At 68.2% G+C, this 24,903-nt stretch carries 30 protein-coding genes; 13 read left to right on the forward strand and 17 right to left on the reverse strand.

What is annotated here, in order from left to right; all coding sequences use genetic code 11:
• The first annotated feature begins 97 nt into the window (after positions 1 to 97).
• From rplC to U5O44_RS13400, 11 genes are all read left to right on the forward strand, one after another.
• Complete coding sequence (rplC, locus tag U5O44_RS13350) at positions 98 to 769, forward strand: 50S ribosomal protein L3 (RefSeq protein ID WP_322588952.1); 672 nt, start codon at positions 98 to 100, stop codon at positions 767 to 769.
• Positions 769 to 1,389 carry a 50S ribosomal protein L4 gene (gene rplD, locus U5O44_RS13355; RefSeq protein WP_322588953.1) on the forward strand — a complete coding sequence of 207 codons (621 nt, stop codon included), beginning with the start codon at positions 769 to 771 and terminating at the stop codon, positions 1,387 to 1,389. The genes rplC and rplD overlap by 1 nt, the downstream gene beginning before the upstream one ends.
• Positions 1,386 to 1,712: a 50S ribosomal protein L23 gene (gene rplW / locus U5O44_RS13360; RefSeq protein ID WP_322588954.1), complete on the forward strand. Its 327-nt coding sequence runs from the start codon at positions 1,386 to 1,388 to the stop codon at positions 1,710 to 1,712. Before rplD ends, rplW begins: the two co-directional genes overlap by 4 nt.
• Positions 1,712 to 2,536, forward strand: a complete 825-nt coding sequence (gene rplB, locus U5O44_RS13365; protein ID WP_322588955.1) for a 50S ribosomal protein L2 — start codon at positions 1,712 to 1,714, stop codon at positions 2,534 to 2,536. The genes rplW and rplB overlap by 1 nt, the downstream gene beginning before the upstream one ends.
• Positions 2,537 to 2,549: 13 nt before the next feature.
• Entirely contained in the window at positions 2,550 to 2,825 is a 276-nt protein-coding gene (gene rpsS / locus U5O44_RS13370) for a 30S ribosomal protein S19 (protein WP_179633150.1), read from the forward strand.
• A 12-nt stretch (positions 2,826 to 2,837) separates the two neighbouring features.
• Positions 2,838 to 3,167 (forward strand): 50S ribosomal protein L22, encoded by a 330-nt coding sequence (gene rplV, locus U5O44_RS13375; RefSeq protein ID WP_322588956.1) that lies wholly within the window; start codon positions 2,838 to 2,840, stop codon positions 3,165 to 3,167.
• Positions 3,168 to 3,182: 15 nt separating this feature from the next.
• On the forward strand, positions 3,183 to 4,037 hold the full coding sequence (rpsC, locus tag U5O44_RS13380; protein WP_322588957.1) for a 30S ribosomal protein S3: 855 nt from the start codon (positions 3,183 to 3,185) through the stop codon (positions 4,035 to 4,037).
• A gap of 3 nt (positions 4,038 to 4,040) precedes the next feature.
• Positions 4,041 to 4,457: a 50S ribosomal protein L16 gene (gene rplP / locus U5O44_RS13385; RefSeq protein WP_179633147.1), complete on the forward strand. Its 417-nt coding sequence runs from the start codon at positions 4,041 to 4,043 to the stop codon at positions 4,455 to 4,457.
• 15 nt (positions 4,458 to 4,472) lie between these two features.
• Positions 4,473 to 4,673 carry a 50S ribosomal protein L29 gene (gene rpmC, locus U5O44_RS13390; RefSeq protein WP_179633146.1) on the forward strand — a complete coding sequence of 67 codons (201 nt, stop codon included), beginning with the start codon at positions 4,473 to 4,475 and terminating at the stop codon, positions 4,671 to 4,673.
• A complete protein-coding gene (rpsQ, locus tag U5O44_RS13395) occupies positions 4,670 to 4,963 on the forward strand; it encodes a 30S ribosomal protein S17 (RefSeq protein WP_322588958.1) in 294 nt (97 codons plus the stop codon). The genes rpmC and rpsQ overlap by 4 nt, the downstream gene beginning before the upstream one ends.
• A gap of 143 nt (positions 4,964 to 5,106) precedes the next feature.
• A complete protein-coding gene (locus U5O44_RS13400) occupies positions 5,107 to 5,613 on the forward strand; it encodes a peroxiredoxin (protein WP_322588959.1) in 507 nt (168 codons plus the stop codon).
• Here U5O44_RS13400 and U5O44_RS13405 read toward each other — a convergent pair.
• The 17 genes from U5O44_RS13405 to mpl all read right to left on the reverse strand — a co-directional run bounded on the left by U5O44_RS13405 (position 5,604) and on the right by mpl (position 22,368).
• Entirely contained in the window at positions 5,604 to 7,199 is a 1,596-nt protein-coding gene (locus U5O44_RS13405; RefSeq protein ID WP_322588960.1) for a zinc-ribbon and DUF3426 domain-containing protein, read from the reverse strand. The genes U5O44_RS13400 and U5O44_RS13405 overlap by 10 nt on opposite strands.
• 37 nt (positions 7,200 to 7,236) lie before the next feature.
• On the reverse strand, positions 7,237 to 8,166 hold the full coding sequence (locus U5O44_RS13410; protein WP_322588961.1) for a 50S ribosomal protein L11 methyltransferase: 930 nt from the start codon (positions 8,164 to 8,166) through the stop codon (positions 7,237 to 7,239).
• Positions 8,163 to 9,518 (reverse strand): acetyl-CoA carboxylase biotin carboxylase subunit, encoded by a 1,356-nt coding sequence (accC, locus tag U5O44_RS13415; RefSeq protein WP_322588962.1) that lies wholly within the window; start codon positions 9,516 to 9,518, stop codon positions 8,163 to 8,165. The genes U5O44_RS13410 and accC overlap by 4 nt, the downstream gene beginning before the upstream one ends.
• A gap of 13 nt (positions 9,519 to 9,531) precedes the next feature.
• Positions 9,532 to 9,993 (reverse strand): acetyl-CoA carboxylase biotin carboxyl carrier protein, encoded by a 462-nt coding sequence (gene accB, locus U5O44_RS13420; protein ID WP_322588963.1) that lies wholly within the window; start codon positions 9,991 to 9,993, stop codon positions 9,532 to 9,534.
• A gap of 255 nt (positions 9,994 to 10,248) precedes the next feature.
• Complete coding sequence (locus U5O44_RS13425; RefSeq protein WP_322588964.1) at positions 10,249 to 10,824, reverse strand: TlpA family protein disulfide reductase; 576 nt, start codon at positions 10,822 to 10,824, stop codon at positions 10,249 to 10,251.
• Positions 10,821 to 11,432 (reverse strand): hypothetical protein, encoded by a 612-nt coding sequence (locus U5O44_RS13430; protein ID WP_322588965.1) that lies wholly within the window; start codon positions 11,430 to 11,432, stop codon positions 10,821 to 10,823. Before U5O44_RS13430 ends, U5O44_RS13425 begins: the two co-directional genes overlap by 4 nt.
• A gap of 31 nt (positions 11,433 to 11,463) precedes the next feature.
• Complete coding sequence (locus tag U5O44_RS13435) at positions 11,464 to 12,267, reverse strand: transglycosylase domain-containing protein (protein ID WP_322588966.1); 804 nt, start codon at positions 12,265 to 12,267, stop codon at positions 11,464 to 11,466.
• A 6-nt stretch (positions 12,268 to 12,273) separates the two neighbouring features.
• Positions 12,274 to 13,110, reverse strand: coding sequence for a shikimate dehydrogenase (gene aroE, locus U5O44_RS13440; RefSeq protein ID WP_322588967.1), 837 nt, complete (start codon positions 13,108 to 13,110; stop codon positions 12,274 to 12,276).
• Between the two features lie 44 nt (positions 13,111 to 13,154).
• Positions 13,155 to 14,042 (reverse strand): energy transducer TonB, encoded by an 888-nt coding sequence (locus U5O44_RS13445; protein ID WP_322588968.1) that lies wholly within the window; start codon positions 14,040 to 14,042, stop codon positions 13,155 to 13,157.
• 33 nt (positions 14,043 to 14,075) lie between these two features.
• The gene (locus tag U5O44_RS13450; RefSeq protein WP_322588969.1) at positions 14,076 to 16,145 is read right to left on the reverse strand and encodes a ribonuclease catalytic domain-containing protein; all 2,070 of its coding nucleotides are present in this window, start codon (positions 16,143 to 16,145) and stop codon (positions 14,076 to 14,078) included.
• Positions 16,146 to 16,192: 47 nt separating this feature from the next.
• Entirely contained in the window at positions 16,193 to 17,914 is a 1,722-nt protein-coding gene (locus U5O44_RS13455; protein ID WP_322588970.1) for a diguanylate cyclase domain-containing protein, read from the reverse strand.
• A complete protein-coding gene (locus U5O44_RS13460; RefSeq protein WP_322588971.1) occupies positions 17,911 to 18,711 on the reverse strand; it encodes a substrate-binding domain-containing protein in 801 nt (266 codons plus the stop codon). The genes U5O44_RS13455 and U5O44_RS13460 overlap by 4 nt, the downstream gene beginning before the upstream one ends.
• Positions 18,712 to 18,860: 149 nt before the next feature.
• Positions 18,861 to 19,601, reverse strand: coding sequence for a 3-oxoacyl-ACP reductase FabG (fabG, locus tag U5O44_RS13465; RefSeq protein WP_322588972.1), 741 nt, complete (start codon positions 19,599 to 19,601; stop codon positions 18,861 to 18,863).
• Positions 19,602 to 19,641: 40 nt separating this feature from the next.
• On the reverse strand, positions 19,642 to 20,244 hold the full coding sequence (locus tag U5O44_RS13470) for a YqiA/YcfP family alpha/beta fold hydrolase (RefSeq protein WP_322588973.1): 603 nt from the start codon (positions 20,242 to 20,244) through the stop codon (positions 19,642 to 19,644).
• A gap of 10 nt (positions 20,245 to 20,254) precedes the next feature.
• Entirely contained in the window at positions 20,255 to 20,692 is a 438-nt protein-coding gene (locus tag U5O44_RS13475; protein WP_322588974.1) for a type II toxin-antitoxin system VapC family toxin, read from the reverse strand.
• On the reverse strand, positions 20,689 to 20,952 hold the full coding sequence (locus tag U5O44_RS13480) for a CopG family ribbon-helix-helix protein (protein WP_322588975.1): 264 nt from the start codon (positions 20,950 to 20,952) through the stop codon (positions 20,689 to 20,691). Before U5O44_RS13480 ends, U5O44_RS13475 begins: the two co-directional genes overlap by 4 nt.
• A gap of 45 nt (positions 20,953 to 20,997) precedes the next feature.
• Positions 20,998 to 22,368, reverse strand: coding sequence for a UDP-N-acetylmuramate:L-alanyl-gamma-D-glutamyl-meso-diaminopimelate ligase (mpl, locus tag U5O44_RS13485; RefSeq protein ID WP_322588976.1), 1,371 nt, complete (start codon positions 22,366 to 22,368; stop codon positions 20,998 to 21,000).
• Between the two features lie 81 nt (positions 22,369 to 22,449).
• Here mpl and U5O44_RS13490 point away from each other — a divergent pair, with 81 nt between their 5' ends.
• Together U5O44_RS13490 and U5O44_RS13495 are read left to right on the forward strand one after the other, a co-directional pair.
• Positions 22,450 to 23,511 (forward strand): 6-phosphofructokinase, encoded by a 1,062-nt coding sequence (locus U5O44_RS13490; RefSeq protein WP_322588977.1) that lies wholly within the window; start codon positions 22,450 to 22,452, stop codon positions 23,509 to 23,511.
• 159 nt (positions 23,512 to 23,670) lie between these two features.
• Entirely contained in the window at positions 23,671 to 24,900 is a 1,230-nt protein-coding gene (locus U5O44_RS13495) for an AAA family ATPase (protein WP_322588978.1), read from the forward strand.
• Positions 24,901 to 24,903: the final 3 nt, after the last annotated feature.

The raw sequence follows: 24,903 nt of genomic DNA on the forward strand, positions 1-24,903 counted from the left end.
TCGTCGTTCCGGTTCGGTCGGCCCCTTGCGGGGCGGGTTGAGGCGGCAACAACTTAGTCAGCCCGGCCAATCGCTGTCGGGTTATTGGAGAAGAACCATGAGTCTTAGCAATCGCCTCGGATTGCTGGGCCGCAAGGTGGGCATGATGCGCATCTTCACGGACGACGGTGATACCGTGCCCGTGACCGTGCTGGACGTGTCCAACAACCGCGTTGCCCAGGTCAAAACCGTGGAAACGGACGGCTATACCGCACTGCAAGTCACGTTCGGCGCCCGCAAGGCCTCCCGCGTGAACAAGCCGGAAGCCGGACACCTGGCCAAGGCCGGTGTCGAAGCTGGTGAGCTGCTGCAAGAGTTCCGCGTGACCGCCGACGTGGCCGCGGAATACAAGGCTGGCGCCACCCTGCCGGTCACTCTGTTCGCTGCAGGCCAGACCGTCGACGTGCAAGGCACCTCGATCGGCAAGGGCTTCGCTGGCACCATCAAGCGCCACAACTTCAGCTCGCAGCGCGCGTCGCACGGCAACAGCCGTTCGCACAACGTGCCGGGCTCGATCTCCATGGCGCAGGATCCGGGCCGCGTGTTCCCGGGCAAGAAGATGACCGGCCACATGGGCGACGAAACCGTCACGACCCAGAACCTGGACATCGTGCGCGTTGACGAAGCCCGCCAGCTGCTGCTGGTCAAGGGTGCCGTCCCGGGTTCGAAGGGTGGCTTTGTCACCGTGCGTCCCGCCGTGAAGGTCAAGCTCAAGAAAGGGGCCAACTGATGCAGCTCGAGCTCCTGAATGAACAAGGCCAAGCGTCCGCCAAGGTCGATGCTTCGGACGCCGTGTTCGCCCGTGACTACAACGAATCCCTGATCCATCAGGTCGTCGTTGCCTACCAGGCCAATGGCCGCCAAGGCACCCGCGCCCAGAAGGACCGCGAGCAGGTTCACCACTCGACCAAGAAGCCCTTCCGCCAGAAGGGCACCGGCCGCGCACGCGCCGGCATGACCTCGTCGCCGCTGTGGCGCGGGGGCGGTCGGATTTTCCCGAACCTGCCGGAAGAAAACTTCTCGCAGAAGATCAACAAGAAGATGTACCGCGCCGGCATGGCCGCCATCTTCTCGCAGCTCGCCCGCGAAGGCCGTCTGGTGGTGGTGGACTCGCTGTCCGTCGAAGCCCCCAAGACCAAGCTGCTGGCCGCCAAGCTGAAGGCCATGAACCTGGAACACGTCATGGTCATCGCCGACCAGATCGACGAGAACCTGTTCCTGGCTTCGCGCAACCTGGCCAATGTGCTGGTTGTCGAGCCGCGTTTCGCCGATCCCCTGTCGCTGGTCTTCTACAAGAAGGTCGTCGTCACCAAGGGTGCGATCGACAAGCTCCAGGAGATGTTCGCATGAGCCGCGCTCCCATCAATCGCAATTTCTCGGAAGGCCGTCTGGCCCAGGTGCTCGTGGCACCGATCATCTCCGAGAAGGCCACCGGCATCGCCGAGAAGCACAATCAGGTGCTGTTCAAGGTGCTGCAGGATGCCACCAAGCCCGAGATCAAGGCCGCTGTCGAACTGATGTTCAAGGTCGAAGTGGACTCGGTGCAGGTCGTCAACCAGAAGGGCAAGACCAAGCGCTTCGGTGGACGCATCGGTCGCCGTGACCATGTGCGCAAGGCGTACGTGTCGCTGAAGGCCGGGCAGGAACTCAACTTCTCCGGGGAGGCCGCGTAATGGCTGTCGTCAAGGTCAAACCGACTTCGCCTGGCCGCCGCGGCGTCGTCAAGGTTGTTCACAAGCACCTGCACAAGGGCGCTCCGGAAGCTTCGCTGCTGGAACCCCAGAAGCAGAACTCCGGCCGTAACAACAACGGTCACATCACGGTTCGCCACAAGGGCGGTGGTCACAAGCACCACTACCGCGTGGTCGATTTCGTGCGCAACAAGGACGGCATCCCTGCCAAGGTCGAGCGCATCGAGTACGACCCGAACCGCACGGCGCACATCGCCCTGCTGTGCTACGCCGACGGCGAGCGTTCGTACATCATCGCTCCCCGTGGTCTGGAAGCGGGTCAGACGGTCCTGAGCGGCGCCGAGTCGCCGATCAAGGCCGGCAACACGCTGCCGATCCGCAACATCCCCGTGGGCTCCACGATCCACTGCGTCGAGATGATGCCGGGCAAGGGCGCGCAGATCGCGCGTTCGGCCGGTACCTCGGTGACGCTGATGGCGCGTGAAGGTGTCTACGCCCAGGTGCGTCTGCGCTCGGGTGAAGTGCGCAAGATCCACATCGACTGCCGCGCGACGATCGGCGCAGTCTCCAACGAAGAGCACAACCTGCGCCAGTACGGCAAGGCCGGTGCGATCCGCTGGAAGGGCATCCGTCCGACGGTTCGTGGTACCGCCATGAACCCGGTGGACCACCCGCACGGTGGTGGCGAAGGCCGCACCGGCGAGGGCCAGGCGCCTGTTTCGCCGTGGAACACCCTGACGAAGGGCTACCGCACCCGCAACAACAAGCGCACGCAGAACATGATCGTGTCGCGTCGCAAGAAATAAGGGGTAGTAGCTCATGTCTCGTTCACTGAAAAAAGGTCCGTTTGTTGACCACCACCTGCTGAACAAGGTCGAGAAGGCTGTCGCCATCAAGGACAAGAAGCCCATCAAGACCTGGTCGCGCCGTTCGACGATCCTGCCCGAGTTCATCGGTGTCACGATCGCCGTGCACAACGGCAAGCAGCATGTGCCCGTGTATGTGACCGACCAGATGGTCGGCCACAAGCTGGGCGAGTTCGCGCTGACCCGTACGTTCAAGGGTCACCCGGCGGACAAGAAAGCCAAGCGCTAAGGAGCGGCGACGATGGAAACTCAAGCAATCGTCCGCGGCGTCCGCCTGTCCTGCGACAAGGGTCGTCTGGTGGCTGACCTGATCCGCGGCAAGAAGGTCGGTCAGGCCCTCGACATCCTGAACTTCACGCAGAAGAAGGCCGCCGGCATCATCAAGAAGGCGCTGGAGAGCGCGATCGCCAACGCCGAGCACAACGACGGCGCGGACATCGACGAACTCCGCGTCACCTCGATCTACGTGGAGCAAGGTGCCACGCTGAAGCGTTTCTCCGCACGGGCCAAGGGCCGCGGCAACCGCATCAGCAAGCCCACCGCGCACATCTACGTGACCGTCGGCAACTAAGGCAGGAAGAAATCCATGGGACAGAAAATCCATCCGATCGGGTTCCGCCTGCCGGTCACGCGCAACTGGTCGTCGCGCTGGTACGCCGGCAACCGTCAGTTCGCGGCCATGCTGGCTGAAGACATCGAAGTTCGCGAGTTTCTGAAGAAGAAGCTCAAGAGCGCCGCCGTGTCGCGCGTCCTGATCGAGCGCCCCGCCAAGAACGCCCGCATCACCATCTTCTCGGCACGTCCGGGCGTGGTGATCGGCAAGAAGGGCGAGGACATCGAGAACCTCAAGCTGCAACTCGCCAAGATGCTCAAGGTGCCTGTCGCCGTGAACATCGAGGAAGTGCGCAAGCCGGAAGTCGATGCGCAGCTGATCTCCGAATCGATCACCCAGCAGCTCGAAAAGCGCATCATGTTCCGCCGCGCGATGAAGCGCGCGATGCAGAACGCGATGCGTCTGGGCGCCCTGGGCATCAAGATCATGTCGGCCGGTCGTCTGAACGGCATCGAAATCGCGCGCACCGAGTGGTACCGCGAAGGCCGCGTGCCGCTGCACACCCTGCGTGCGGACATCGACTACGGCTTCTCGGAAGCCAAGACCACCTACGGCATCATCGGTGTCAAGGTGTGGGTCTACAAGGGCGACCGCCTGGCCAATGGCGAAGCACCGGCTGCCGCACGCGAAGAGCGTCCGGAAGACGACCGCCGTCGCCGTGGTCCGCGCAATGACCGTCCGGGCGAACAGCGCCGTGGCCCCCCGCGTGCAAACGCTGACCGCCGTGGCGGTACGGGTGCCAACGCTGGTGTGCCGGGTGCTGACGGCGGTGCCGTCAAGCGCGTGGTCCGTGCAGCCGCACCGGCCGCCGCCCCCAAAGGAGAATAAGGAATGTTGCAACCGTCGCGTCGCAAGTTCCGTAAGGAACAAAAGGGCCGCAACACCGGCGTCGCCACCCGTGGCGCTCTGGTGTCGTTCGGTGAGTTCGGTCTGAAGGCCACGGAGCGTGGCCGCATCACCGCTCGCCAGATCGAAGCCGCCCGTCGTGCCATCTCGCGCCACATCAAGCGCGGTGGCCGTGTCTTCATCCGCATCTTCCCGGACAAGCCGATCTCGCAGAAGCCGGCCGAAGTGCGCATGGGTAACGGCAAGGGCAATCCGGAGTACTACGTCGCTGAGATCCAGCCCGGCAAGGTGCTCTATGAACTCAATGGTGTGCCGGAAGCGCTGGCCCGTGAAGCCTTCACGCTGGCTGCCGCCAAGCTGCCGCTGCGCACGACCTTCGTGTTGCGCCAGTTCGGTACCTGAGCAAGGGGAACATGAATGAAAGCTTCTGAACTCCGCGCCAAGGACGTCGCTGCGCTCGAAAAGGAAATCAGCGATCTGCTGAAGGCCCATTTCGGTCTGCGCATGCAGAAGGCGACCCAGCAACTGACCAACCACACGATGCTGCGCAAGACGCGTCGTGACATCGCTCGCGCCAGGACCATCCTGACCGAGAAGAAGAAGGGAGCCGCCCAATGAGCGAAGCCCAAGTCCAGACCGCTGCCGCCCCGGCGCAGAAGAACACCCGTACCCTGGTCGGTCGCGTGGTCAGCGACAAGCGTTCCAAGACGGTCACCGTCCTGGTCGAGCGTCGCGCCAAGCACGAGCTGTACGGCAAGATCGTGGCCCGTTCGCGCAAGTACCACGCCCATGACGAGACCAACCAGTTCAAGCTGGGCGATCTGGTCGAGATCTCGGAAAGCCGCCCGCTGTCCAAGACCAAGAACTGGGTCGTGACGCGTCTGGTCGAGAAGGCGCGTCTGGTCTAAGCGACCTGTTGACGACCTGATACGCGACAGTTTCCGGGGTCTTGCAGACCCCGGACGACGCAAAAACCGGCACGCTGGGATACTGGCGGCCGGTTTTTTTACGCCGGAACTTTTCTTTTCCCACCTGAACGGAGAACCCTCCCATGCTGAAGATTGGCGACCAACTGCCCGCGGGCACCCTGTTCGAATACGTCGAAGTCGAGGGCAACGGCTGCTCGATCGGCCCGAACGCCTTCGATGTGGCCAAGGAAACCGCAGGCAAGAAGATTGCCATCTTCGCGCTGCCAGGGGCCTACACCCCGACCTGTTCTGCCCAGCACCTGCCGGGCTACATCGCCCAGGCGGAAGCGTTCAAGGCAGCGGGCGTGGACGAGATCTGGTGCGTGTCGGTCAATGACGCCTTCGTGATGGGCGCCTGGGGCCGTGAGAACGACGCCGCCGGCAAGGTCCGCATGATGGGGGACGGTGGCGCGCTGTTCACGCAGGCGACTGGCCTCGTGCTCGATCTGACTGCCAAGGGCTTCGGCGTGCGCTCGCAGCGCTACTCGATGCTGGTGGACAACGGCGTCGTGAAGACGCTCAACGTCGAAGGCCCGGGCAAGTTCGAGGTCAGCGACGCGGCGACGCTGCTGGCCCAGGCTCAGGGGTAAAACGCGGCCAGCGTGTAGCCCGCGATGCGCTGGTTGGCGCTGGTGAACTCCAGCGCCCAGCTGGCATCGCTCTGCGCCGCCAAGGTGTCGCCCTGCCGAAACTCTGCGGGCGACAGCACGCGGCGCAGCACTACCGCGCCGGCGATGTCCGTGAGGCTGAGTTCGATGTGCGGTGCCGCCACGGCATGGGTTGCACGGTTGTGCAGCGTCACACCGAGCAGGTAGCCTGCTGCATCTGGGGGGCGGCTGAGCGTGGTGCTGTCGACGACCAACGCGTCGAGCTGCTGTGGTGCCTGCAGCTGGCATTGCCACATCTGCTGGCATGCCTGCGCGAGCAGCGCTTGGGTCGCGGGCCAGCGGGCGGCGATCAGGTCGTGCCAATGCCGGGCAGCCTGTGCCGTCAGCAAACCGGCCAGCAGCAGTGCGACGATCCCCAGCCCCGCACGAACGATGGGCCGGTGCCAGCGGGCCTGGCTGTCGGCGCGGCGCACGAACTCCGGCAGCGGAATGGCACCGAACACCGAGTCAGCCGCCTGCTTCGAGGGCGACAGCGGGGTCATGACAGCTTCATCCGGGGCCGCGGGTGTGGTCGCCACAGGGACGGCGGGTGCGGGCACGGTGTCCGACACGGACACCGGCGGTACAGCCGCCACCGGGGCGAGGCTCAGGTCCAGTGTCTTTTCCAGGTCAAGGTCACCGCTTGCGGGTGTTGATGCGGGGGCGGGTGGACTGGGTTCTGGGCCGGCGAGGGCCTGGGCCACCGCCGGTTGCCGTGCCTCGGCTTCCGGTGCGGCGACGGGCGGTGGCGGTACGGGTGTCGGGGATGATGTTGCAGGTGACGTCGGAGATGACGTCGGAGATGACGTCAGGGGTTCCGGCGTTGCCGGTGCTGCTGCCAGCGGGGCTGGCGCCGTGGGCATGTCCAGCGGCAGATCAACCTCCGGACGGCCATCACGGCGCAGACGGGCCGCGGCGAATGCCCCAAAGGCTTCCGAGCGAAATTCGAGCGTGGTGGCCGGGTAGACGGTTTCGTCGCCCGGTGCTGCTGCATCGAAATCTCCCCCCGCCAGCAGGCTGTCCGGCACCGGATCGGCGAAGCTGGAACCGCGCAGGAATTCCTCGGCCGGCAAGGCAGGCACTGGCAGGCTGGTGTCCGCGCTGGTGGTGCGCCAGGCGCCCGGATCAGGCTGGGTCGGCGCCATGCCTCGCTCGGGTTCCTGGACCGACGGATCCCAGGTGGCGGCGCGGCGGTGGCTGATTTCTACCCGCGTCGGCGGGGCCGCTGGTGGCGTGGGGCGTTGCTGCAGCGCTTGCTGGCGCTCGCGCAACACCCGACCGTCGGAGAACATCGCCGGACGGGTCTCCATCCAGGCCGGATCGTTCGGGTTGCTGGTGGCGGGAACGGCCAGATCGGGAGAGGGCTCTGGCGTGGTGGTGTCGCGCCGGGAGAGGTCGAACAAGCCCTCCAGTGCATTGAACACCTCCTGGCAGTGTCCGCAGCGGACCCAGCCCTCGGAGACCTTCAGTTGGTCCTGCACCACCCGGAAGACGGTGCCACAGGAGGGACAGGATGTGGCCAGACTCATGCCGGAATCATGCCATTGCCACCCGATTTCAGGGGCGTCAGGGGCGGCGCGCTGTCAGCAGCACCCAGCCATCTTCACGATCTGCCACTTCCAGCGCGAGCCAGGGGGCATACGTGGTCTGCAGTTCCTCGACCTGGCGTTCCAGCAGGCCGGCCATCACCAGTGAGCCGCCCGGTGCGACATGGCCGCTCAGCAGTGGCGCCAGCAGCTTCAGCGGCGCAGCCAGGATGTTGGCCAGCACGACCGGGTACTGCCCCTCGGCCAGCTCCGGCAGACCGACCCGGCGCAGGGTCACGCCATTCGCTGCTGCATTGGCCCGGCTCGACTCCACGGCGGCGAAGTCGATGTCCACTGCATCGATGTCGCGGGCACCGTGCAGTCCGGCACCGATGGCCAGGATGCCCGAGCCACAGCCGTAGTCGAGCATACGCGGCCACGGGTTCGCCAGATCGGCGTGGCGGGCAATCCAGCGCAGGCACATGCGGGTCGTCGGATGGGTGCCCGTGCCGAACGCCAGACCCGGATCCAGCCGCATCACGCGGGTGGCGCCGGCCGGTGGCTTGTGCCACGAGGGCACGATCCAGAACTCGGACGTGATCAGCACCGGCTCGAACTGCGACTGCGTCAGCCGCACCCAGTCCTGGTCTGCCACGGGGTAGAGCCCCTGGACATGCAGGTCGGTGAAGGCCGGCTCGCCGTCTTCGCCGTCCTGGGCCAGCAGCAGGGTGCAGGCGTCGGTGGCGGCGTCCTCGTCGTTGAACAGGGCCTTGACGACCGAGCGCTGCCAGCCGCCGATGCTGGCCGACAGCGTCGCGGGCATGCCCGGCTCGCCGAAGATCGGTGCCTCGTCGGGCGTGTCGGCGTCCGCATCCTCCACGGTCACGGCCAGCGCATCCAGCTCCTCCATCAGCGCATCGGACACCGCGTCGACCTGGTCGGCCGGACAGAGCAGGGTCAGCTCGATCATCCCAGCGACTTCCGTGCGGCCAGCCAGCCTTCGAGGTAATGGATGCTGGTGCCGCCTTCCACGAAGGCGGCGTCGAACATCAGCTGCCGGTGCAGCGGGATGTTGGTCTGGATGCCTTCGACCAGCATCTCGCTCAGTGCGCTGCGCATGCGGGCCAGGGCCTGGTCACGGGTGTCGGCGTGCACGATGATCTTGCCGATCATCGAGTCGTAGTTCGACGGCACGAAGTAGTTGCTGTAGGCGTGCGAATCGACGCGCACACCGGGTCCGCCCGGTGGGTGCCACATCGTGATGCGGCCCGGTGAGGGCGTGAACTTGAACGGATCCTCGGCGTTGATGCGGCACTCGATGGCGTGGCCACGCTGGGTGATCTGCTTCTGCGTGAAGGGCAGCTCCTCGCCTGCGGCGATGCGGATCTGCTGCTGCACGATGTCGATGCCGGTCACCAGCTCCGTCACCGGGTGCTCGACCTGCACGCGCGTGTTCATCTCGATGAAGAAGAACTCGCCGTTCTCGTACAGGAACTCGAAGGTGCCCGCGCCGCGGTAGTTGATCTTGCGGCAGGCCGCCGCGCAGCGCTCGCCGATCTTCTCGATCACCTTGCGCGGGATGCCCGGGGCCGGCGCTTCCTCGATGATCTTCTGGTGGCGGCGCTGCATGGAGCAGTCGCGCTCGCCCAGCCAGACGGCGTGGCCGTGCTGGTCGGCCAGGACCTGGATCTCGATGTGGCGCGGGTTCTGGAGATATTTCTCCATGTAGACGGCCGGGTTGTTGAAGGCCGCGCCAGCCTCCGCCTTGGTCGTCTCCACGGCGTGCAGCAGGGCCGCCTCGGAATGCACCACGCGCATGCCCCGGCCACCGCCGCCGCCAGCGGCCTTGATGATGACCGGATAGCCGGTCTCGCGGCCCATGCGGATGATCTCCTTCGGGTCGTCGGGCAGCTCGCCCACCGAGCCCGGCACGGTCGGGACACCGGCCTTGACCATCGCGTCCTTGGCCGAGACCTTGTCGCCCATCAGCCGGATCGATTCGGGGCGCGGGCCGATGAAGGCGAAACCGCTCTTCTCGACACGCTCGGCGAAGTCGGCGTTCTCGGACAGGAAGCCGTAGCCCGGGTGGATCGCCTCGGCGTCCGTCACCTCGGCGGCCGAGATGATGGCGGGCATGTGCAGATAGCTCTTCTGCGACGGGGCGGGGCCGATGCAGACGGCTTCGTCGGCGAGCTTGACGTACTTGGCGTCGCGGTCCGCTTCGGAATACACCACCACCGCCTGGATGCCCATCTCGCGGCACGCCCGCTGGATGCGCAGGGCGATCTCGCCGCGGTTGGCGATCAGGATCTTCTTGAACATGATGGCGCGGGCCTTATTCGATGATGAACAGCGGCTGTCCGTACTCGACGGCCTGGCCATTCTCGACCAGCACCTTGGTGACGGAGCCGTCCACGTCCGACTCGATCTCGTTCATGATCTTCATGGCCTCGATGATGCACACCGACTGGCCTTTCTTGATCACCGTGCCGACATCCGCCAGCGCCTTGGCGCCCGGGTTCGACGCACGGTAGAAGGTGCCCACCATCGGCGACTTGACGACATGGCCCGTGATGGCCTCGGCCACCGGAATGGCGGGGGCGGCGGCGACAGGGGCCGCAGCGGGTGGCATCGGGTGGGCCATGGGCTGGCTCGGGTAGTGCGCGGCCATCACCATCGCCGGTGCGGCACTCTGCTTGACGATGCGCACCTTGCCGTCGGCTTCGGTGATCTCCAGTTCGGAGACATTGGATTCCGACACCAGATCGATCAGGGTCTTCAGCTTGCGAAGGTCCATGGGGACTCCGTGATACTCGGGTTGCAGTGGGCAGGGCAGTAGGGTGCATGCCCCGCTTGCCGGCGGCGGCCCTGTCGCGTCGGTGTGCGTGCAGGACTCGCGTCAGATGGGCCGTGTTGCCGCGGGTTTGTCAGCCAAACCCCAGACTTTACGCGCTTTTCAGTTCCATTCGATGACGGGCATCACAAATTGGAGCCCGGCCGACGAGGCCCGCGATGATGCCACGGGCTGGGGTCCGTGCATGGAGCATTCCGTTCATTCTGTGGTGCGCTGGCCTGATCCGGTGGCCCAGGTTTCCAGTTCTTTCAGATTGGTTTCGCCCAGCTTGCGGTGCAGCACCTGACCGTCCGCGCCCAGCACCACGGTGAAGGGCAGACCACCGGTCGTGTTGCCCAGCTGGCGTGCCAGTTCCGTGCCACCGAAGCCGGCCAGACCGATGGGAAACCCCACGGGCGTCTTCTGCAGGAATGTCCGCACCGGGGTGGGACCGTCCACCGCCAGCCCGATGACCTGCCAGCCTGCCGCACCGCGCGCTGCCTGGGCGCGGGCGAAGGTGTCCAGCAGCGGCATTTCCTTGACACAGGGCGGACACCAGGTGGCCCAGAAGTTGATCAGCAGCGGACGTCCGCGCAGACTGGCCATCGCGAGGACTCCGCCCTCCGGTCGATCGAATTGCAGCGTCCAGGGGTCTGCCGGGCCATCGCCTGCCGGGGCGGACGGGGCCGCGGCGGCGGCGATCGGCTCGGCTGTGCGCTGGCGGGCCAGCCAGCCGGCACCTCCTGCCAGCACGGCGACGCCGGCGCTCAGGCCGATCCAACTTCTGCGGTTCATGGGGTGTCCTTCGTGGAGGTCTCGGTCATCAAGCGACGCAGCCCAGCGAGGTCGCCGCGCTGCGTGCGGCCCTGGGCATCGACCTTGAGGGCGCCGCGCAGGTCGTCATGGTCCAGGATGGTGAGAAACACCGTCACCGGCTCGCCCAATGCTCCGCAGCGCTGGGCCAGACTCAGCACGTCGACGGGTTGCTGGCGCGGGCCGGTCACGCTGCCGACGTCGTAGTCCACCCCCCGGTCGATCAGCGCAAGTTCGGCCGACTTGCAGTCGTCGCAGTAGAGCTGCAGGTGGACGGCGGACAGCCGTGTGGCCGTGCCGCGCCAGACGGCGCCGGTCAGGTGCGGGCGGAACTCGGCCAGCCGCTCCATCCACAGCGCCGCCACGCCGCGCAGCGCGGCCAGCTCCGCCGGCTGCGTGTCGGCGCAGAACACCGACAGGTATTCGCGCACGGCGTCTTCCACGGCGTCGTTGTCGGGCATGTTCGGGCTGCGCGAGGCGCCGCGGCCCAGATCCCGCGCCGCACGGCGCTTGGCGGGTCCGTATTCCAGGCCTTCCTCCACCACCAGGCGGGCGGCGGCGGCGGCGATCTCTTCGGTCAGGGTCGTCATGGGGGTGGGCATGGCCTCTTGGGCGGCAGGGTCAGGGCAGCGGCACTGCGCCCATGCGGGCCGTGATCGTCGCGGCGCGGCTGACGAGGTAGGGCGAGCCGGGCCGCTGCTCGAAGCGCTTGGGTGCCGGCAGCATCACCGCCAGCCGTGCCGCCTGCGACGGTGCGAGCTGGTGGGCGTCGACGCGGAAATAGTGGCGCGCGGCCGCCTGCGCGCCGAAGACACCTTCGCCCCACTCGACGTTGTTGAGGTAGATCTCCAGGATGCGCGGCTTGCTCAGCAGGCCTTCCAGCATGAAGGTGAGGAGGAATTCCTGGGCCTTGCGCGCGGCGGTGCGCTCGCCGGACAGGAACAGGTTCTTGGCGAGCTGCTGGCTGATGGTGGAGCCGCCGACCACCTTGGGCTCGACCCGGCGCAGCGGCGTGGCCAGCGGCTTGCCGCGCTGGGCGGCCTGCTGCTCGCGCTGCTCCAGGCGCTCATTGCGCTTGTCGGCAGAGGCTTCGGCACGCTGGTTGCGCTCCCAGGCCTTTTCCAGCGCCTCCCATTCGACGCCGCTGTGCTCCGCGAATCCGGCATCCTCGCTGGCGATCACCGCCCGCTGCAGATGCCCGCCGAGCCGGTCGCGGTCACGCCATTCCTGGCTCCACAGGACGTGGCCCTGTTCGGTTGCCAGGCGCCAGATCTCGCTGCGCTGGAAAGGTGTCGATTGCGGATCGACCACCACCATCAGCGCGATGCGCAGCAGGAAGAACAGCTGCAGCGCCAGACCGCTCAGCAGCAGCAGCGCCAGCAGCCGCCACAGGTGGCCGCGCCAGGTGGGTGACTTGCTGGCCACGGTCGTTCAGCGCGGAGCGTCGATCTGCGCCCGCAGCGCGGCCAGCACCGGCGCCGTGTCCGGCCGCACGCCGCGCCAGGCGAAGAACGACTCTGCCGCCTGCTCGACCAGCATGCCCAGCCCGTCACGGCCGGTGGCGCCGTGCTGCGCCGCCCAGTCGAGGAAGGGGCGTGCCCCCGCGCCGTACATCATGTCCACCGCCAGTCCGCCGACCCGCAGCACGCTGGCCGGCACCGGCACGCCCGCGCCGGCGAGGCTGCTGGCCGTGCCGTTGAGGACCAGGTCGAAGGCGGTGCCTGGGGCGTCCAGCGGCGCTGCGCTCAGGGCGACACCGTGGTCGCGCGCCAGATCGGCGTGGCGATCCACCAGGGCCTGCGCCTTGTCGGCCGTTCGGTTGGCGACGACCAGTGCGCTGGGGCCGGCTTCGATCAGCGGCCCGAGCACGCCCGCCGCCGCACCGCCCGCACCGATCAGCAGCACACGCCGGCCTGCCAGTGCCACCCCGGCATTGACCGTGATGTCGCGCACCAGCCCGATGCCGTCGGTGTTGTCGCACCACCAGCCCCCGGCGTCGAAGCGCAGCGTGTTGGCCGCTTCGGCGCGCTGGGCGCGCGGCGTGCGGCGCGGGGCAAGTTGCCAGGCCTCGAACTTGAAGGGCACGGTGACATTGCAGCCGTGCGCGCCGTCCGCGGCGAACTGGCGCACCGTCGCGGTGAAGCCGTCGAGCGGGCTGAGCCGCCGGGTGTAGTCGATCGACTGGCCGGTCTGCGCCGCGAAGCGGGCCTGGATGTCGGGGGAGCGGCTGTGCTCCACGGGATGGCCGATGACGGCGTAACGGTCCATGGCGAAGGCGGGTGGGGTTGAGCGGGGGACAAAAAGGCGGCGGCTCACTGCGCTGATGTGTCCTTGGGCGTGGCGTCCTCGACCGAGGCCTGCACGCCCTGCTCGCGCGTGAAGCGGAAGCGCGAGACGAACACGAGCCGGTCGAACTGGCTGCGCATGGCCGGCGTGAAATGGCCGTAGGGGGCGGCGCCCCGCACGATGGACTGCGCCTTGCGGTCGAGCGTGCGGTTGCCCGAGGTCTTGATCACCTCGGCCTCGACGACGCGGCCCAGGCTGTCGACTTCCATCAGCATGCTGAGTTCGCCGTAGAGCTTGGCGCCTTCGGCTTCAGGGAAGTTGCGGGTGCCGATGTCCTCGATGCGGCGGCGCAGCGAGTCGTAATAGATCGCGTGCACGCCTTCGCGGGCGGACGGGCTGACGTAACGGCGGCGCGGGCGGGCGTTTTCGTCGTTGATGCGTTTCTCGATCTGCGCCAGCTGGTCGATGAGCTGGCGGCGGCGCTCTTCCTCGGCCGGGTTCGCCGACGGGGCCTTGTCGGCCGCCTGCACAGGCTCGGGCGTGTTGAGCCGGGCGAGTTCGCGCTTGATCTGGGTGAGCAGCTGCATCTGCTGCAGCTGCATCTGCTCGATCTGGCGTGTGGCGTCGTCGATCGCGTTGCCGGCCTGGTCGGCAGGCGAGGGCGGCAGTGGCGATGTGGCCACGCCCTTGTCCGCATCACCGCCGCCCGCCAGGTTGCGCTGGGCGATGACCTGCGCCTTGGTCGGCTTCTCGGCCGTGCTGGCGTTGACGAGCACCACCTCCAGCGGCGTGTCCTGCAGCACCCGGTCAAAGGCCTGCGGATCCACGACCCGCACCATCAGCACCGCCGCGTGCAGGCCGACCGACAGGAGCAGGGCGGTCTGGAAGGTCGAGAGTTGCTTGAGGCGCTGCATCGTGGAACGGCGGGTCGGCGGGTCGGGCAGGGTTCAGGAGGCCGATGGTACTGGCGCCGCTGCGTCGGCGGGGCTGTCGGCGTCGTGCACGTCGATCGCCAGCGCCAGCCCGGTCGGGGCGGCCTCGGCGCCTTCTTCGGCATCGTCTTCGAGCACGGCGTCGTCGTCGCTGCGGGTCGGGTCATCCAGACGGGTGAGCACGCTGCCCCCGACGTCCAGCGTCAGCAGGTCCGGCTCGCCCAGCCGCACGCGGACCCGTGCGCCCCGCGGCATCGCGTCGGCCCCCGCGGCGCGCAGCACCAGCGGCAGCGTGTCGGCGCGCACCAGCCCGTCCTTCATCACCGCGCAGTCGAGTTCGGTCACGCCATTCTGGGTCAGCCAGCGCAGCGTCCAGAAGCGCTCGATGGCGTTCTGGAAACCGTTGTAGGCCGAGTACGCGGTGTCGAAGCCCGAGATGATGGCCATCAGCATCATGTCCTTGGGCTTGAACGGCGCGACCAGCGCGGCGGTGCGGCCGTGGCGGGCGCAGGCGATGATCTGCCACTGGTTCACCAGGTCCACATAGCGCCGCAGCGGCGAGGTGGCCCAGGTGTAGTGCGCGACACCCATGCCGGCGTGCGGCTGCGCGCGGGTCGACATGCGGACCTTGACCCCCGGCGCCATGCTGGCCTGGCTGCGGTAGATGCCCGGCACGCCGAGTTCGGCCAGCCAGCCGCCCCAGGTGTTGTTGGCCAGGATCATGGCCTCGGCGACGATGGTGTCCAGCGGCGCGCCGCGGCGGCGCTCGCTGATCTGGACCGTCTCGTGGCCGCTCGGCGGCTCCACTGGCGACTGGCCGGCCGCGTCGACGAGGCGGAAGTTGTAGTCCGGCCGGTTGAAGTTTTCCGGCTTGCCGCGCACGACCTCGCGCTGCGCCTTCAGGTGCTTGGCCAGCCGGAAGCCGAAGGACAGCTCGGCCGCGAACGGGAAGTCCGCCGGCGCCGCGCCCGTCAGCGCCGCCTCGGTCACCACGGCGTCGAGCTGGTCGTGGCGCAGGTTGGCGGCGATCGGTACCCGCTCCAGCTTCGTCTCGCTGGACTGCACGGCCAGCGTCGCCTCGTCCGTCGTCACGTACAGCGACACCGCCGGGCAGTCACGCCCTTCCTGCAGCGTGTAGGCCTGGACCACGTCGTCCGGCAGCATGGTCAGCTTCCAGCCCGGCATATAGACGGTGGAGAGCCGGTCGCGCGCCACCTTGTCGATGGGCGAATCGGGGGCGATGGCCAGCGCGGGCGCAGCGATGTGCACGCCGAAGATGACGGTGCCCGTGCCCAGGCCCTGCACCGACAGCGCGTCGTCGATCTCGGTCGTGGCCGAATCGTCCACCGAGAAGGCGCGCACGGGGGCCAGCGGCAGCTCGTCCTTGATCTGCGGCGCGGTCAGCGCAGCGGGGAAGCCGGTGCCCTTGGGGAAGGTCTCGAACAGGAAACGCCGCCAGTGGAACTGGTAGGGGCTGTCGATGGCGCCGCAGTCCAGCAGCAGGTCGAGCGGTGCGCGCTGGGCGCGCTTGGCGGCGTCGACCACGGCCTTGTATTCCGGCCCGTTCTTGTCCGGCTTGAACAGGATCTTGTACAGCTCGCTGCGCACCGGCGCCGGGCACTGGCCGGCGATCAGCTCGGTGGTCCAGACCTCGATCTGCGCGGCGACCTGCGCCTTCTTCTCGATGGCGGCCAGGGCGGCCTTGACGATGTCCTCGGGCGCCTTGCGGAACATGCCCTTGCCCATGCGGCGGAAGTAGTGCGGTGCGTGGAACAGCCGGAACAGCGCGGCGGCCTGCTGCGCCGGGCCGGCCTTGGCGTCGAAGTAGTCACGCGCCAGGTCGGCGAAGGCGAACTCGTCCTCGGGCGCGAATTCCCACGCCAGCTCCAGCTCGATCTCCTCGGCCAGCCGCTGGCCCTCGGCGATCAGCTCGGCCGGCGAGGGCTTGTCGAACTTGAGCAGCACATTGGCGGCCTTGACCTTGACACGCTTGCCAGAGTCCAGCTCGATCTGCATCGAGCTTTCGGCTTCCGACATCACGCGTCCGGCGAGGAATTTTCCGGCGTCTTCGAAGAGGGCATTCATAGGGGCGGGATTGTCGCCGATGGCGTGGTGTCGTCCCGGGGATGACCTCACGCGTCTGTCAACGCACTGCCATACAGCCGATACGTCCGCCGCCCCGCGCCCTTGGCGGCGTAGAGCGCCATGTCCGCGTGCTTGAGCAGGGTGCTGGCATCGCGGCCGTGCTCCGGGTGCAGCGCGATGCCGATCGAGGCTGAGACCTGCACGGGCGGTGCGCCGGGCTCCAGGTGAAACGGCTGCTCCAGCGCGAGGATCACCTTCTGCGCCAGCCGCTGCGGTGCCAGCGGCGGGCCGTCCGCATGGGCGATCAGCACGAACTCGTCGCCGCCGAGCCGGGTCACGTCCTCCCGACGCCCGACCAGCCGGATCAGCCGCTCCGACGCTTCGCGCAGCAGCGCATCGCCGATGTCATGGCCGCGCTGGTCGTTGACCTGCTTGAACCCGTCGAGGTCGAGGAACAGCAGCGCCCAGTCCTCGCCCGGCTGCTCGGCCAGCCGGGTCGACAGCATCCGCATCAGGCAGCCCCGGTTGGGCAGGCCGGTGAGTGGATCGCTGTCCGCGGCGTGTTCAGCCTGCACCTTGGCTTGGCGCAGCGCTTCGTGGTGTCGGGCCACGGAGCGGGCGGTGTGGTCGAAGACGTGCTCCAGCGCGTCGAGTTCGCAGCCGCCTTTGGCGAAGGGCGGGCCCCCGTCCGCGGGCATCACGCAGACCTCGCCGGTGATGTCCCGGGCGAGGTGCTCGGCCTGGGTCTTGATCTGGCGCAGCCGCCGCCCCAGCGTCATCGCGAGCAGGCTGGCCGCCACGATCGCCAGGCCGAACATCGTCATCGCCGAGCGCGTGGCCTCGCGCGCGGCGACGACGACACGCGCCTGTGCCGCCCGTGCGTCGCCCTGGACGATCAGCACGAAGCTCTCGTCGCCCAGCCGGACCGGCACGTACTGGCGCAGGCTGCCATGGTCCAGGTCGAACACGAGCACGGGCTGGCGTTCGAACAGGGCCTGTTCGAGCGGTCGCTGGTGCAGCGCCGGGGTCATGTGGAAACGGTCGGACGAGCGGGCGACGACGCCGATCGGGGTGGCGATGGCCAGCTCGACCGTGCTGTCCTGCGCGATGCGGCGGGCGAACGGGTTGTCGAAGCGTGTCCCGGCCATCACGACGCCGACCACGCGCCCGTCGACGTCCGGTACCGGCACGATCGAGCGCACGACCAGGCCGCCGCTGGCCTCCTTGGCGGTCTGCAGCATCGCCTCGCCTCCCAGTGCCTCGGCGACGCCCCACACCGAGGCCTTGATGCCACGCGCCGCCGTGGCCGGGGCGCGGTGAACGATCACGCGGCGGCGGTCGATCAGGTCGAGCGTCGAGAAGCCGGTGCTGCCGACGGTCGCGGCCATCTCCTTCTCGACTGCGGCGAGGGCGCCTGGCGTGAGGGCTTCTTGGAGCGCCTCGCGCACGGCGGGGTGCCGCGCCAGCGACTGCGTCGTGCTGACCAGCACCCGCGACTCGGCCTCGATGCGCGCCTGGGCCACCAGCGCAGCGCCGATCAGGTGTTCGCTTTCGGACTCGCGGATGAGCGCCTGCGCCGAGTCCACATAGGCCCGGTAGCTCGACCCGATGACCACCACCGCCAGCACGCTGATGAAGGCCAGCACCTGCAGGCCGAGCGGAAATCGGCGCAGCCAGCGCGGGCGCCCCGAAGTCCGCCGCCCGAGCGCATTGGGTGGCGCCGGGCGACCGCGCACCACCTGCACGGCCCGCGCCAGGGCGCCGCTCATTTCGGCTGGCTGCGGGGCACGGCGATCTGCAGCTTGCGCAGCACCTGTGCGCCCTCGGCTGATGTGACGAAGGCCAGGAAGCGCCGCATGTCCTCGTCGAGCTGCGACTCCCGGTAGGCCAGCACATGCTCGACCTTCATCGGGTAACGCCCGCTGGCCACGGAGTCGGCGCTGGCGGCGATGCCGTTGAAGCGCAATGCCCGGATGCGGTCATCGCGGACGTCCGACGTGGACAGCGTCATCCAGCCGAGCGCGGTGCGGTAGCGCGCCAGCCCCTCGCGCATCTCGGTGTCCGAGTTCGCGAGCTTGGCCGAGGCGGCGAATTTCACCTGGGCGAAGGCCGGGATGTGGCGCCGCAGGGCCTGGTGCGCGATCTCGCTGGGTTCGCGGTAGAACACCAGCACCGGTGCGGGCGGGCCGCCCAGTGTTTCCCAGTCGTCGGTGGTGCCGCTGAACAGTGCCAGCACCTGCGCTTCGGTGAGGTTGGTGACGGGCACATCGCGGCCGGTCACGAACACCACCGCGTCCGCGCCGTAGACCACCTGCTGCAGGCCGCCGCTGCGCAGCTCGTCCTCGGTCAGCCGCCGCGCCAGCCGCGCCACCGATGCTTCGCCCGATTGCAGCGCCCGCAGGCCACCGGCGATGCCGACGCTCGGGGGCACTTCGATGACGGTGCCGGGTCGCTGGCGCATGAACTCCGCGGCCAGCGCCCGCAGGCCGATCTCCGGCGGGCCCGCACCCGGAATGATGTGCGGGCCCGCTGCGGCCAGTCCGTTCCACAGCAAGGCCATGGTCATGGCCACCTGCCGAACCTTCCGCCATCCGATCGTCGTCTGCTGCATGCCTGAAACGCTCCCGTGTTGTCACGGCAGCGCCCGTGTGCACAGGACCGTGTCTCAGGCCCTATCGGCAGTCTGCAGGGAGAGTTGAGTGCGGCGTCTCGTGGCTAGACCGTCAGCCCGCCCGCCACTTCCAGCACCGCCCCGTTCACATAGCTCGCCTCGTCGCTCGCCAGGAAGGCGTAGACGTTGGCGATCTCTTCGGCCGTGCCGAGCCGGCGCAGCGGCACCTCGGCGCGCATGCCGTCGAGCACCTTGTCGGGGATGGTCGAGAGGATCGGTGTCTCGATGAAACCGGGCGCCACCGCGTTGACGCGGATGCCCTTGGGCCCGAGTTCGCGGCTCCAGGTCTTGGTGAAGCCGATGACGCCGAACTTGGCGGCCGCGTAGTTGGTCTGGCCGAAGTTGCCGTAGATGCCGACGACCGAGCTGGCGTTGAGGATCACGCCCTCGCCCTGCTCGACCATCGTGTCGGTCACCGCCTGCGCGCAGTGGAAGACAGCGCGCAGGTTCACGTCGATCACCGCGTCGAACTGATCGAGGGTCATCTTCTGCAGCCGGGCGTCGCGGGTGATGCCGGCGTTGTTGACCAGCACGTCGATGCGGCCGAACTGCGCCTTCACGGCGGCGACCATCGCATCGACTGCGGCCCGGTCGGTGACGTTGACGGCGAAGCCAGCCGCCTGCGCGCCCGCTGCCTGGCACTGTGCGACCGCGGCGTCCACCGCCTCGGGCTTCATGTCGCAGACGATGACGATGGCGCCTTCGCGGGCGAACTTCAGCGCGGTGGCCAGGCCGATGCCCTGGGCGGCGCCGGTGATGATCGAAACCTTGTTCTTCAGTCGCATGGTGCGTGACTCTCGTTTTCGGGGTGGGGTCGGGAGGAAATCAGTCCAGGTCCAGTGCCAGGAAGCGGCGCATGGCCGGCAGGTGATCGTCGAAATCGCTCAGCGCGTGGTCACCGCCGTCGAGCAGGTGCAGCTCGGTCGCGGCGTAGCGGGCCGACATCTCGCGCCAGTCCAGCACCTCGTCGCCCTTGGCGATCCAGGCCTGGTAGCGCGCCGGCTCGCGCAGCCCGCCCGGCGCCATCGCCTGCAGTTCGTCGATGAACTCGGCGCGGAAGAAGAAACGGTCGGCCGGGTCGTGCCACGCGGTCAGCTCGCCGATGTACTTGGCCAGATCGCGGGCAGGATCGACCGCCGGGTTGATGAGCACGGCGCGGCAGGCGTGCGCTTCAGCGAACACGGTGGCGTAGAAACCGCCGAGCGAGCTGCCCATCACGGCGCGGGTGTCGGTGGGCCAGTCGCGCGTGCCGGCTTCGAGCAGCGCGATGGCCTCGGCGGGCGAGGGCGGCAGTTGCGGGCACCACCACGTCAGGTCCGGCTGGTGCGCCGCCACCCAGTCGGCCATCTTCTGCGCCTTCATCGACTGCGGCGAGGAGCGGAAGCCGTGCAGGTAGAGCAGGTGGGTGGTGCGGGCGGTGTGCGACATGGACCGAGGATCAGGTGCCGTGCGGGCGCAGGAGGTGGTTCAGTGCGCGGCCTTGACGGTCGCGGTAGACATGGAAATCCGAATCGACGGAGAGAATGTCCCGGATGCGCAGCCGCGTTGCCGCTTCGGCGATCGAGGCATCGGCCAGATCGAGCGGCAGGTCGGCGAATCGCTGGCAGATGTGCAGCACCTCGCCCAACGACTCGGGTTGCGGTTGATCCAGCTCCACGCCACCACGCTGCACCCAGCCCAGGAAATCCAGCGCGGCCGGATTGCCGATGCGGCGCGCCAGCAGTGCGCAGACCTCGGTCGTGACGGGCCAGGTCGTGAACAGCCTGGCCTGCGGATTCGCACGCAGCCACGCCACGACGAGGGGATGCCAGCGGTCGCTGCCGTTGAACAGCGCCAGCAGCGGGCCGCTGTCGATCAGGACACGGCGCACGGTCACGGGATCGAACGCTGGTGCTGCTTGTCGGCCCAGACTTCGGCCAGGACCGCCTTGCGCTGTGTGGCCAGATCGGCGGGGCCGTGGTGGCGCCCGAACAGGTCTTCGCCCAAGGCAAAGGCCGAAGGGGCTTGCGCAGGCTGCGTCGCCAGATAGGTCTGCAGTGCTTCCCTCACCAGGTCGCTCACCGAGCGGCCTTGCAGGCTGCAGCGTTGCCGCAAGGCCTGCTCCAGTGTGGGATCGAGCTTGACGGTCAGCGTCATGGGGGACTCCGATGTCGAGGTAATACGAATGATATTACCCGGGTTTCACCCCTTGCGCGCCAGCGCCTCCAGCAGCTTCGCATGCACGCCGCCGAACCCGCCGTTGCTCATGCACAGCACCTGGTCCCCCGGCCGCGACAGCCGCACGACGGCGTCCACCAGCTCGGGAATCGAGTCGCAGACCCGCGCCTGCTTGCCCATTGGCGACAGGGCCTCGCGAGCGTCCCAGGTCAGGCCCGCGCTGTGGCAGAAGGACAGGTCGGCCTCTTCCAGCGCCCACGGCAGCTGCGACTTCATCGCGCCGAGCTTCATCGTGTTGGAGCGCGGCTCGAACACCGCCAGGATGCGCGCCGTGTCGCCGATGCGCCGGCGCAGGCCGTTCACCGTGGTGCGGATCGCCGTCGGGTGGTGCGCGAAGTCGTCGTAGACCTTCACGCCGCCCGCCTCGCCGCGCAGCTCCAGCCGCCGGCGCACGTTCTCGAACCGGCCCAGTGCCTCGGCGCCCACCGCCGGGCTCACGCCCACATGCTCGGCGGCGCCGATCGCCGCGAGCGCGTTGAGCTGGTTGTGCTCGCCCAGCAGCGGCCACTCGACCCGCCCGACCTTCAGGCTGCCGCGCAGCACGTCGAACGCATGCGGCTCGCCCCGGCTGCGCAGCGCCCCCGGCTCTTCCTTGCGGGCGCCGAAATACTGCACCGGCGACCAGCAGCCCCGCGCGATCACCGCCTTCAGCGCCTCCTCGCGGATGTTGACGACCAGCCGCCCCTGCGACGGCACGGTGCGCACGAGGTGGTGGAACTGCGTCTCGATGGCGGCCAGGTCCGGGAAGATGTCGGCGTGGTCGTATTCGAGGTTGTTGAGGATGGCGGTGCGCGGGCGGTAGTGGACGAACTTGCTGCGCTTGTCGAAGAAGGCGGTGTCGTACTCGTCCGCCTCGATCACGAACGGCGCACCCGGTGCCACGCGGCCCAGCCGCGCCGAGACACCGAAGTTCTGCGGCACGCCGCCGACCAGGAAGCCGGGTTCGAGCCCCGCGTGTTCGAGGATCCACGCCAGCATCGAGGTGGTCGTGGTCTTGCCGTGCGTGCCGGCCACGGCCAGCACATGCCGGCCCTGCAGCACGTTCTCGGCCAGCCACTGCGGCCCGCTGGTGTAAGGCAGCCCGGCGTCGAGGATCGCCTCCATCAGCGCGTTGCCCCGGCTGACGACGTTGCCGACGACGAAGAGATCGGGGTTCAGCGCCATCTGGTCGGGCGAGAAGCCCTCGATCAGGTCGATGCCGAGGGCGCGGAGCTGGTCGCTCATCGGCGGGTAGACATTGGCGTCGCAGCCGGTGACGCGGTGGCCGGCTTCGCGGGCCAGTGCGGCGACACCACCCATGAAGGTGCCGCAGATGCCGAGGATGTGGATGTGCATGGGGCGGATTCTAGGAGGGTGCCCGCGCCGCGATCACGCGGTGCGGCCTAGACTTGGCACACAGTTTGAAAGGATCTGTTCATGCGCATCGGCATCCTCACCGGCGGCGGCGACTGCCCCGGTCTGAACGCGGTGATCCGCGCGGTCACCAAGTCGCTGATCCGCCAGTGCGGCGCCGAGGTCATCGGCATCGAGGACGGCTTTCTCGGCCTGATCGAGCGCCGCGTGCGCCCGCTCGGCTGGGACGACGTGAGCAGCATCCTCGCCACCGGCGGCACCATCCTCGGCACCAGCAACACCGCCAGCCCCTTCGCCTGGCGCGGTACGGACGTGTCGGCCGAGGTGGTCGCCTACCAGCATGCACTCGGGCTGGACGCGCTGGTGGTCATCGGCGGCGACGGCACGATGACGATGGCCGAGCGGCTGGGCACGGCCGGCGGCGTGCCGATCGTCGGTGTGCCCAAGACGATCGACAACGACATCGCCGGCTGCGAGCGCAGCTTCGGCTTCGACACGGCGGTGGCCACCGTCACCGACGCGCTGGAGCGGGTGCAGACCACCGGCCAGAGCCACGGCCGCGTGATGGTCGTCGAGACGATGGGGCGCTACGCCGGCTGGATCGCGCTGGAGGCGGGGCTGGCGGGCGCGGCGGACGTGATCCTGCTGCCCGAGATCAGCTACGACGTGGCGCACATCGCCGAGGTCTGCCGCGCCCGCAGTGCCCGGCGGCGCGCCACGCTGGTCTGCATCGCCGAAGGCGCCAAGCCCGTGGGCGGCACGATGACGGTCGAGCGCACCGTGGACGGCAGCCCCGACCCGATCCGCCTCGGCGGCGTCGCCCACGCGCTGCGGGCGCAGCTCCAGCCGCTGCTGGCCAGCGAGGTGCGCGCGACGGTGCTCGGCCACGTCCAGCGGGGCGGGGCGCCGACGCCGTTCGACCGCGTGCTGGCGACGCAGTACGGGAACGAGGCGGCGCGACTGCTGCGGCGCGGCGCGTTCGGGCGGATGGTGACGCTGCGCGGTGGGTGCCTGAGCAGCGTGGCGCTGGGCGAGGTGGCGGGGCAGAACCGGCAGGTGCCGGCGGACCATGCGCTGCTGACGTGTGCGCGGGAGATCGGGGTGTGTCTGGGGGATGCTGGCTGAGCCACGAGAACGCATATCGGTTGGAGGTGGCTGTCCCTCGGAGCAGGCACTCCGCCTCCGCATCTCCGGCAAACTCCGCAGACCCGACGTACCAATTGCTATGGAAGCCATGTCATGAACTCGTCTCCAACATCCTCCGCCAAGAAGACGCCTGGCGGCATGGCTCGCATCGAGTATCTGAAGGTGCAGAATTTTCGCGCGCTTCGCGAGGTCGAGTTGAAGGAGCTGACGCCACTGACGGTGCTGCTCGGACCCAATGGCAGCGGCAAGTCGACCGTCTTTGATGTGTTTGCGTTTCTGGCTGAATGCTTCGAGCTGGGCCTGCGCAAAGCCTGGGACAAGCGGGGGCGGGCCAAGGAGCTGAAGACCCGGGGGGCCGAAGGGCCGCTGTCGGTGGAGATCAAGTACCGCGAGCCCGGCTTTCCGCTCATCACCTACCATTTGGCGGTGGACGAGGTGAATGGTGCGCCGGTGGTCGTGGAGGAATGGCTGCGCTGGACCCGTGGCAAGGGGGGCAAGCCCTTCCGCTTTCTGGACTACCGCCATGGCCAGGGCCAGGCCGTGAGCGGTGAACTGCCGGACGAGCAGGACCGGCGCGTGGACATCCCGCTGAAGTCGAAGGACTTGCTGGCCGTGAATGCGCTGGGTCAGTTCGCCGAGCACCCGAGAGTGGCCGCGCTTCGCGAGTTCATCACAGGTTGGCACGTCTCGTACCTCGCTGCAGACAGCGCACGGGGGCAGCCCGAGGCAGGTCCGGAAGAGCATCTGACCAAGAGCGGGGACAACCTGTCCAACGTCATCCAGTACCTGGGCGAGCGCCATGCGGATCGGCTGGAGCACATCTTCGACATCCTGCGCCAGCGCGTGCCGCGCATCGAACGGGTGCTTGCGGAGCCCATGCCGGACGGCCGGCTGCTCCTGCAGATCAAGGACGCGCCCTTCAGCCATCCGGTGCTGGCGCGCTTTGCCTCTGACGGTACGTTGAAGATGCTGCAATATCTGGTGCTGTTGCATGACCCGGTGCCGCCGCCCTTCATCGGCATCGAGGAGCCTGAGAATTTCCTGCATCCGCGCCTGCTGCCCGAGTTGGCTGAGGAGTGCCGCAGGGCGACCCAGCAGACCCAGTTGATGGTGACCACGCATTCGCCCTTCTTCCTGAATGCGCTAAGGGCGGCTGAGGTGCGCGTGCTGTGGCGGGACGACGCGGGCTATACCCAGGTGCAGCGTGCGTCCGACCTGCCAGGCATCAATGCCTTCATCGAACAGGGTGCCTTGCTGGGTCACCTGTGGATGGAGGGTCAGCTGGGGGTGGGTGATCCGCTGGTGAACCAGGGCGCACCGACCCGGCCGCAGCGCCGAGCCGGCGCCAAGACGAGTCGGAAGGGTTGACCA

This window comes from Sphaerotilus sp. (genome assembly GCF_034519685.1).
Taxonomy (GTDB): Bacteria; Pseudomonadota; Gammaproteobacteria; order Burkholderiales; family Burkholderiaceae_C; genus Sphaerotilus.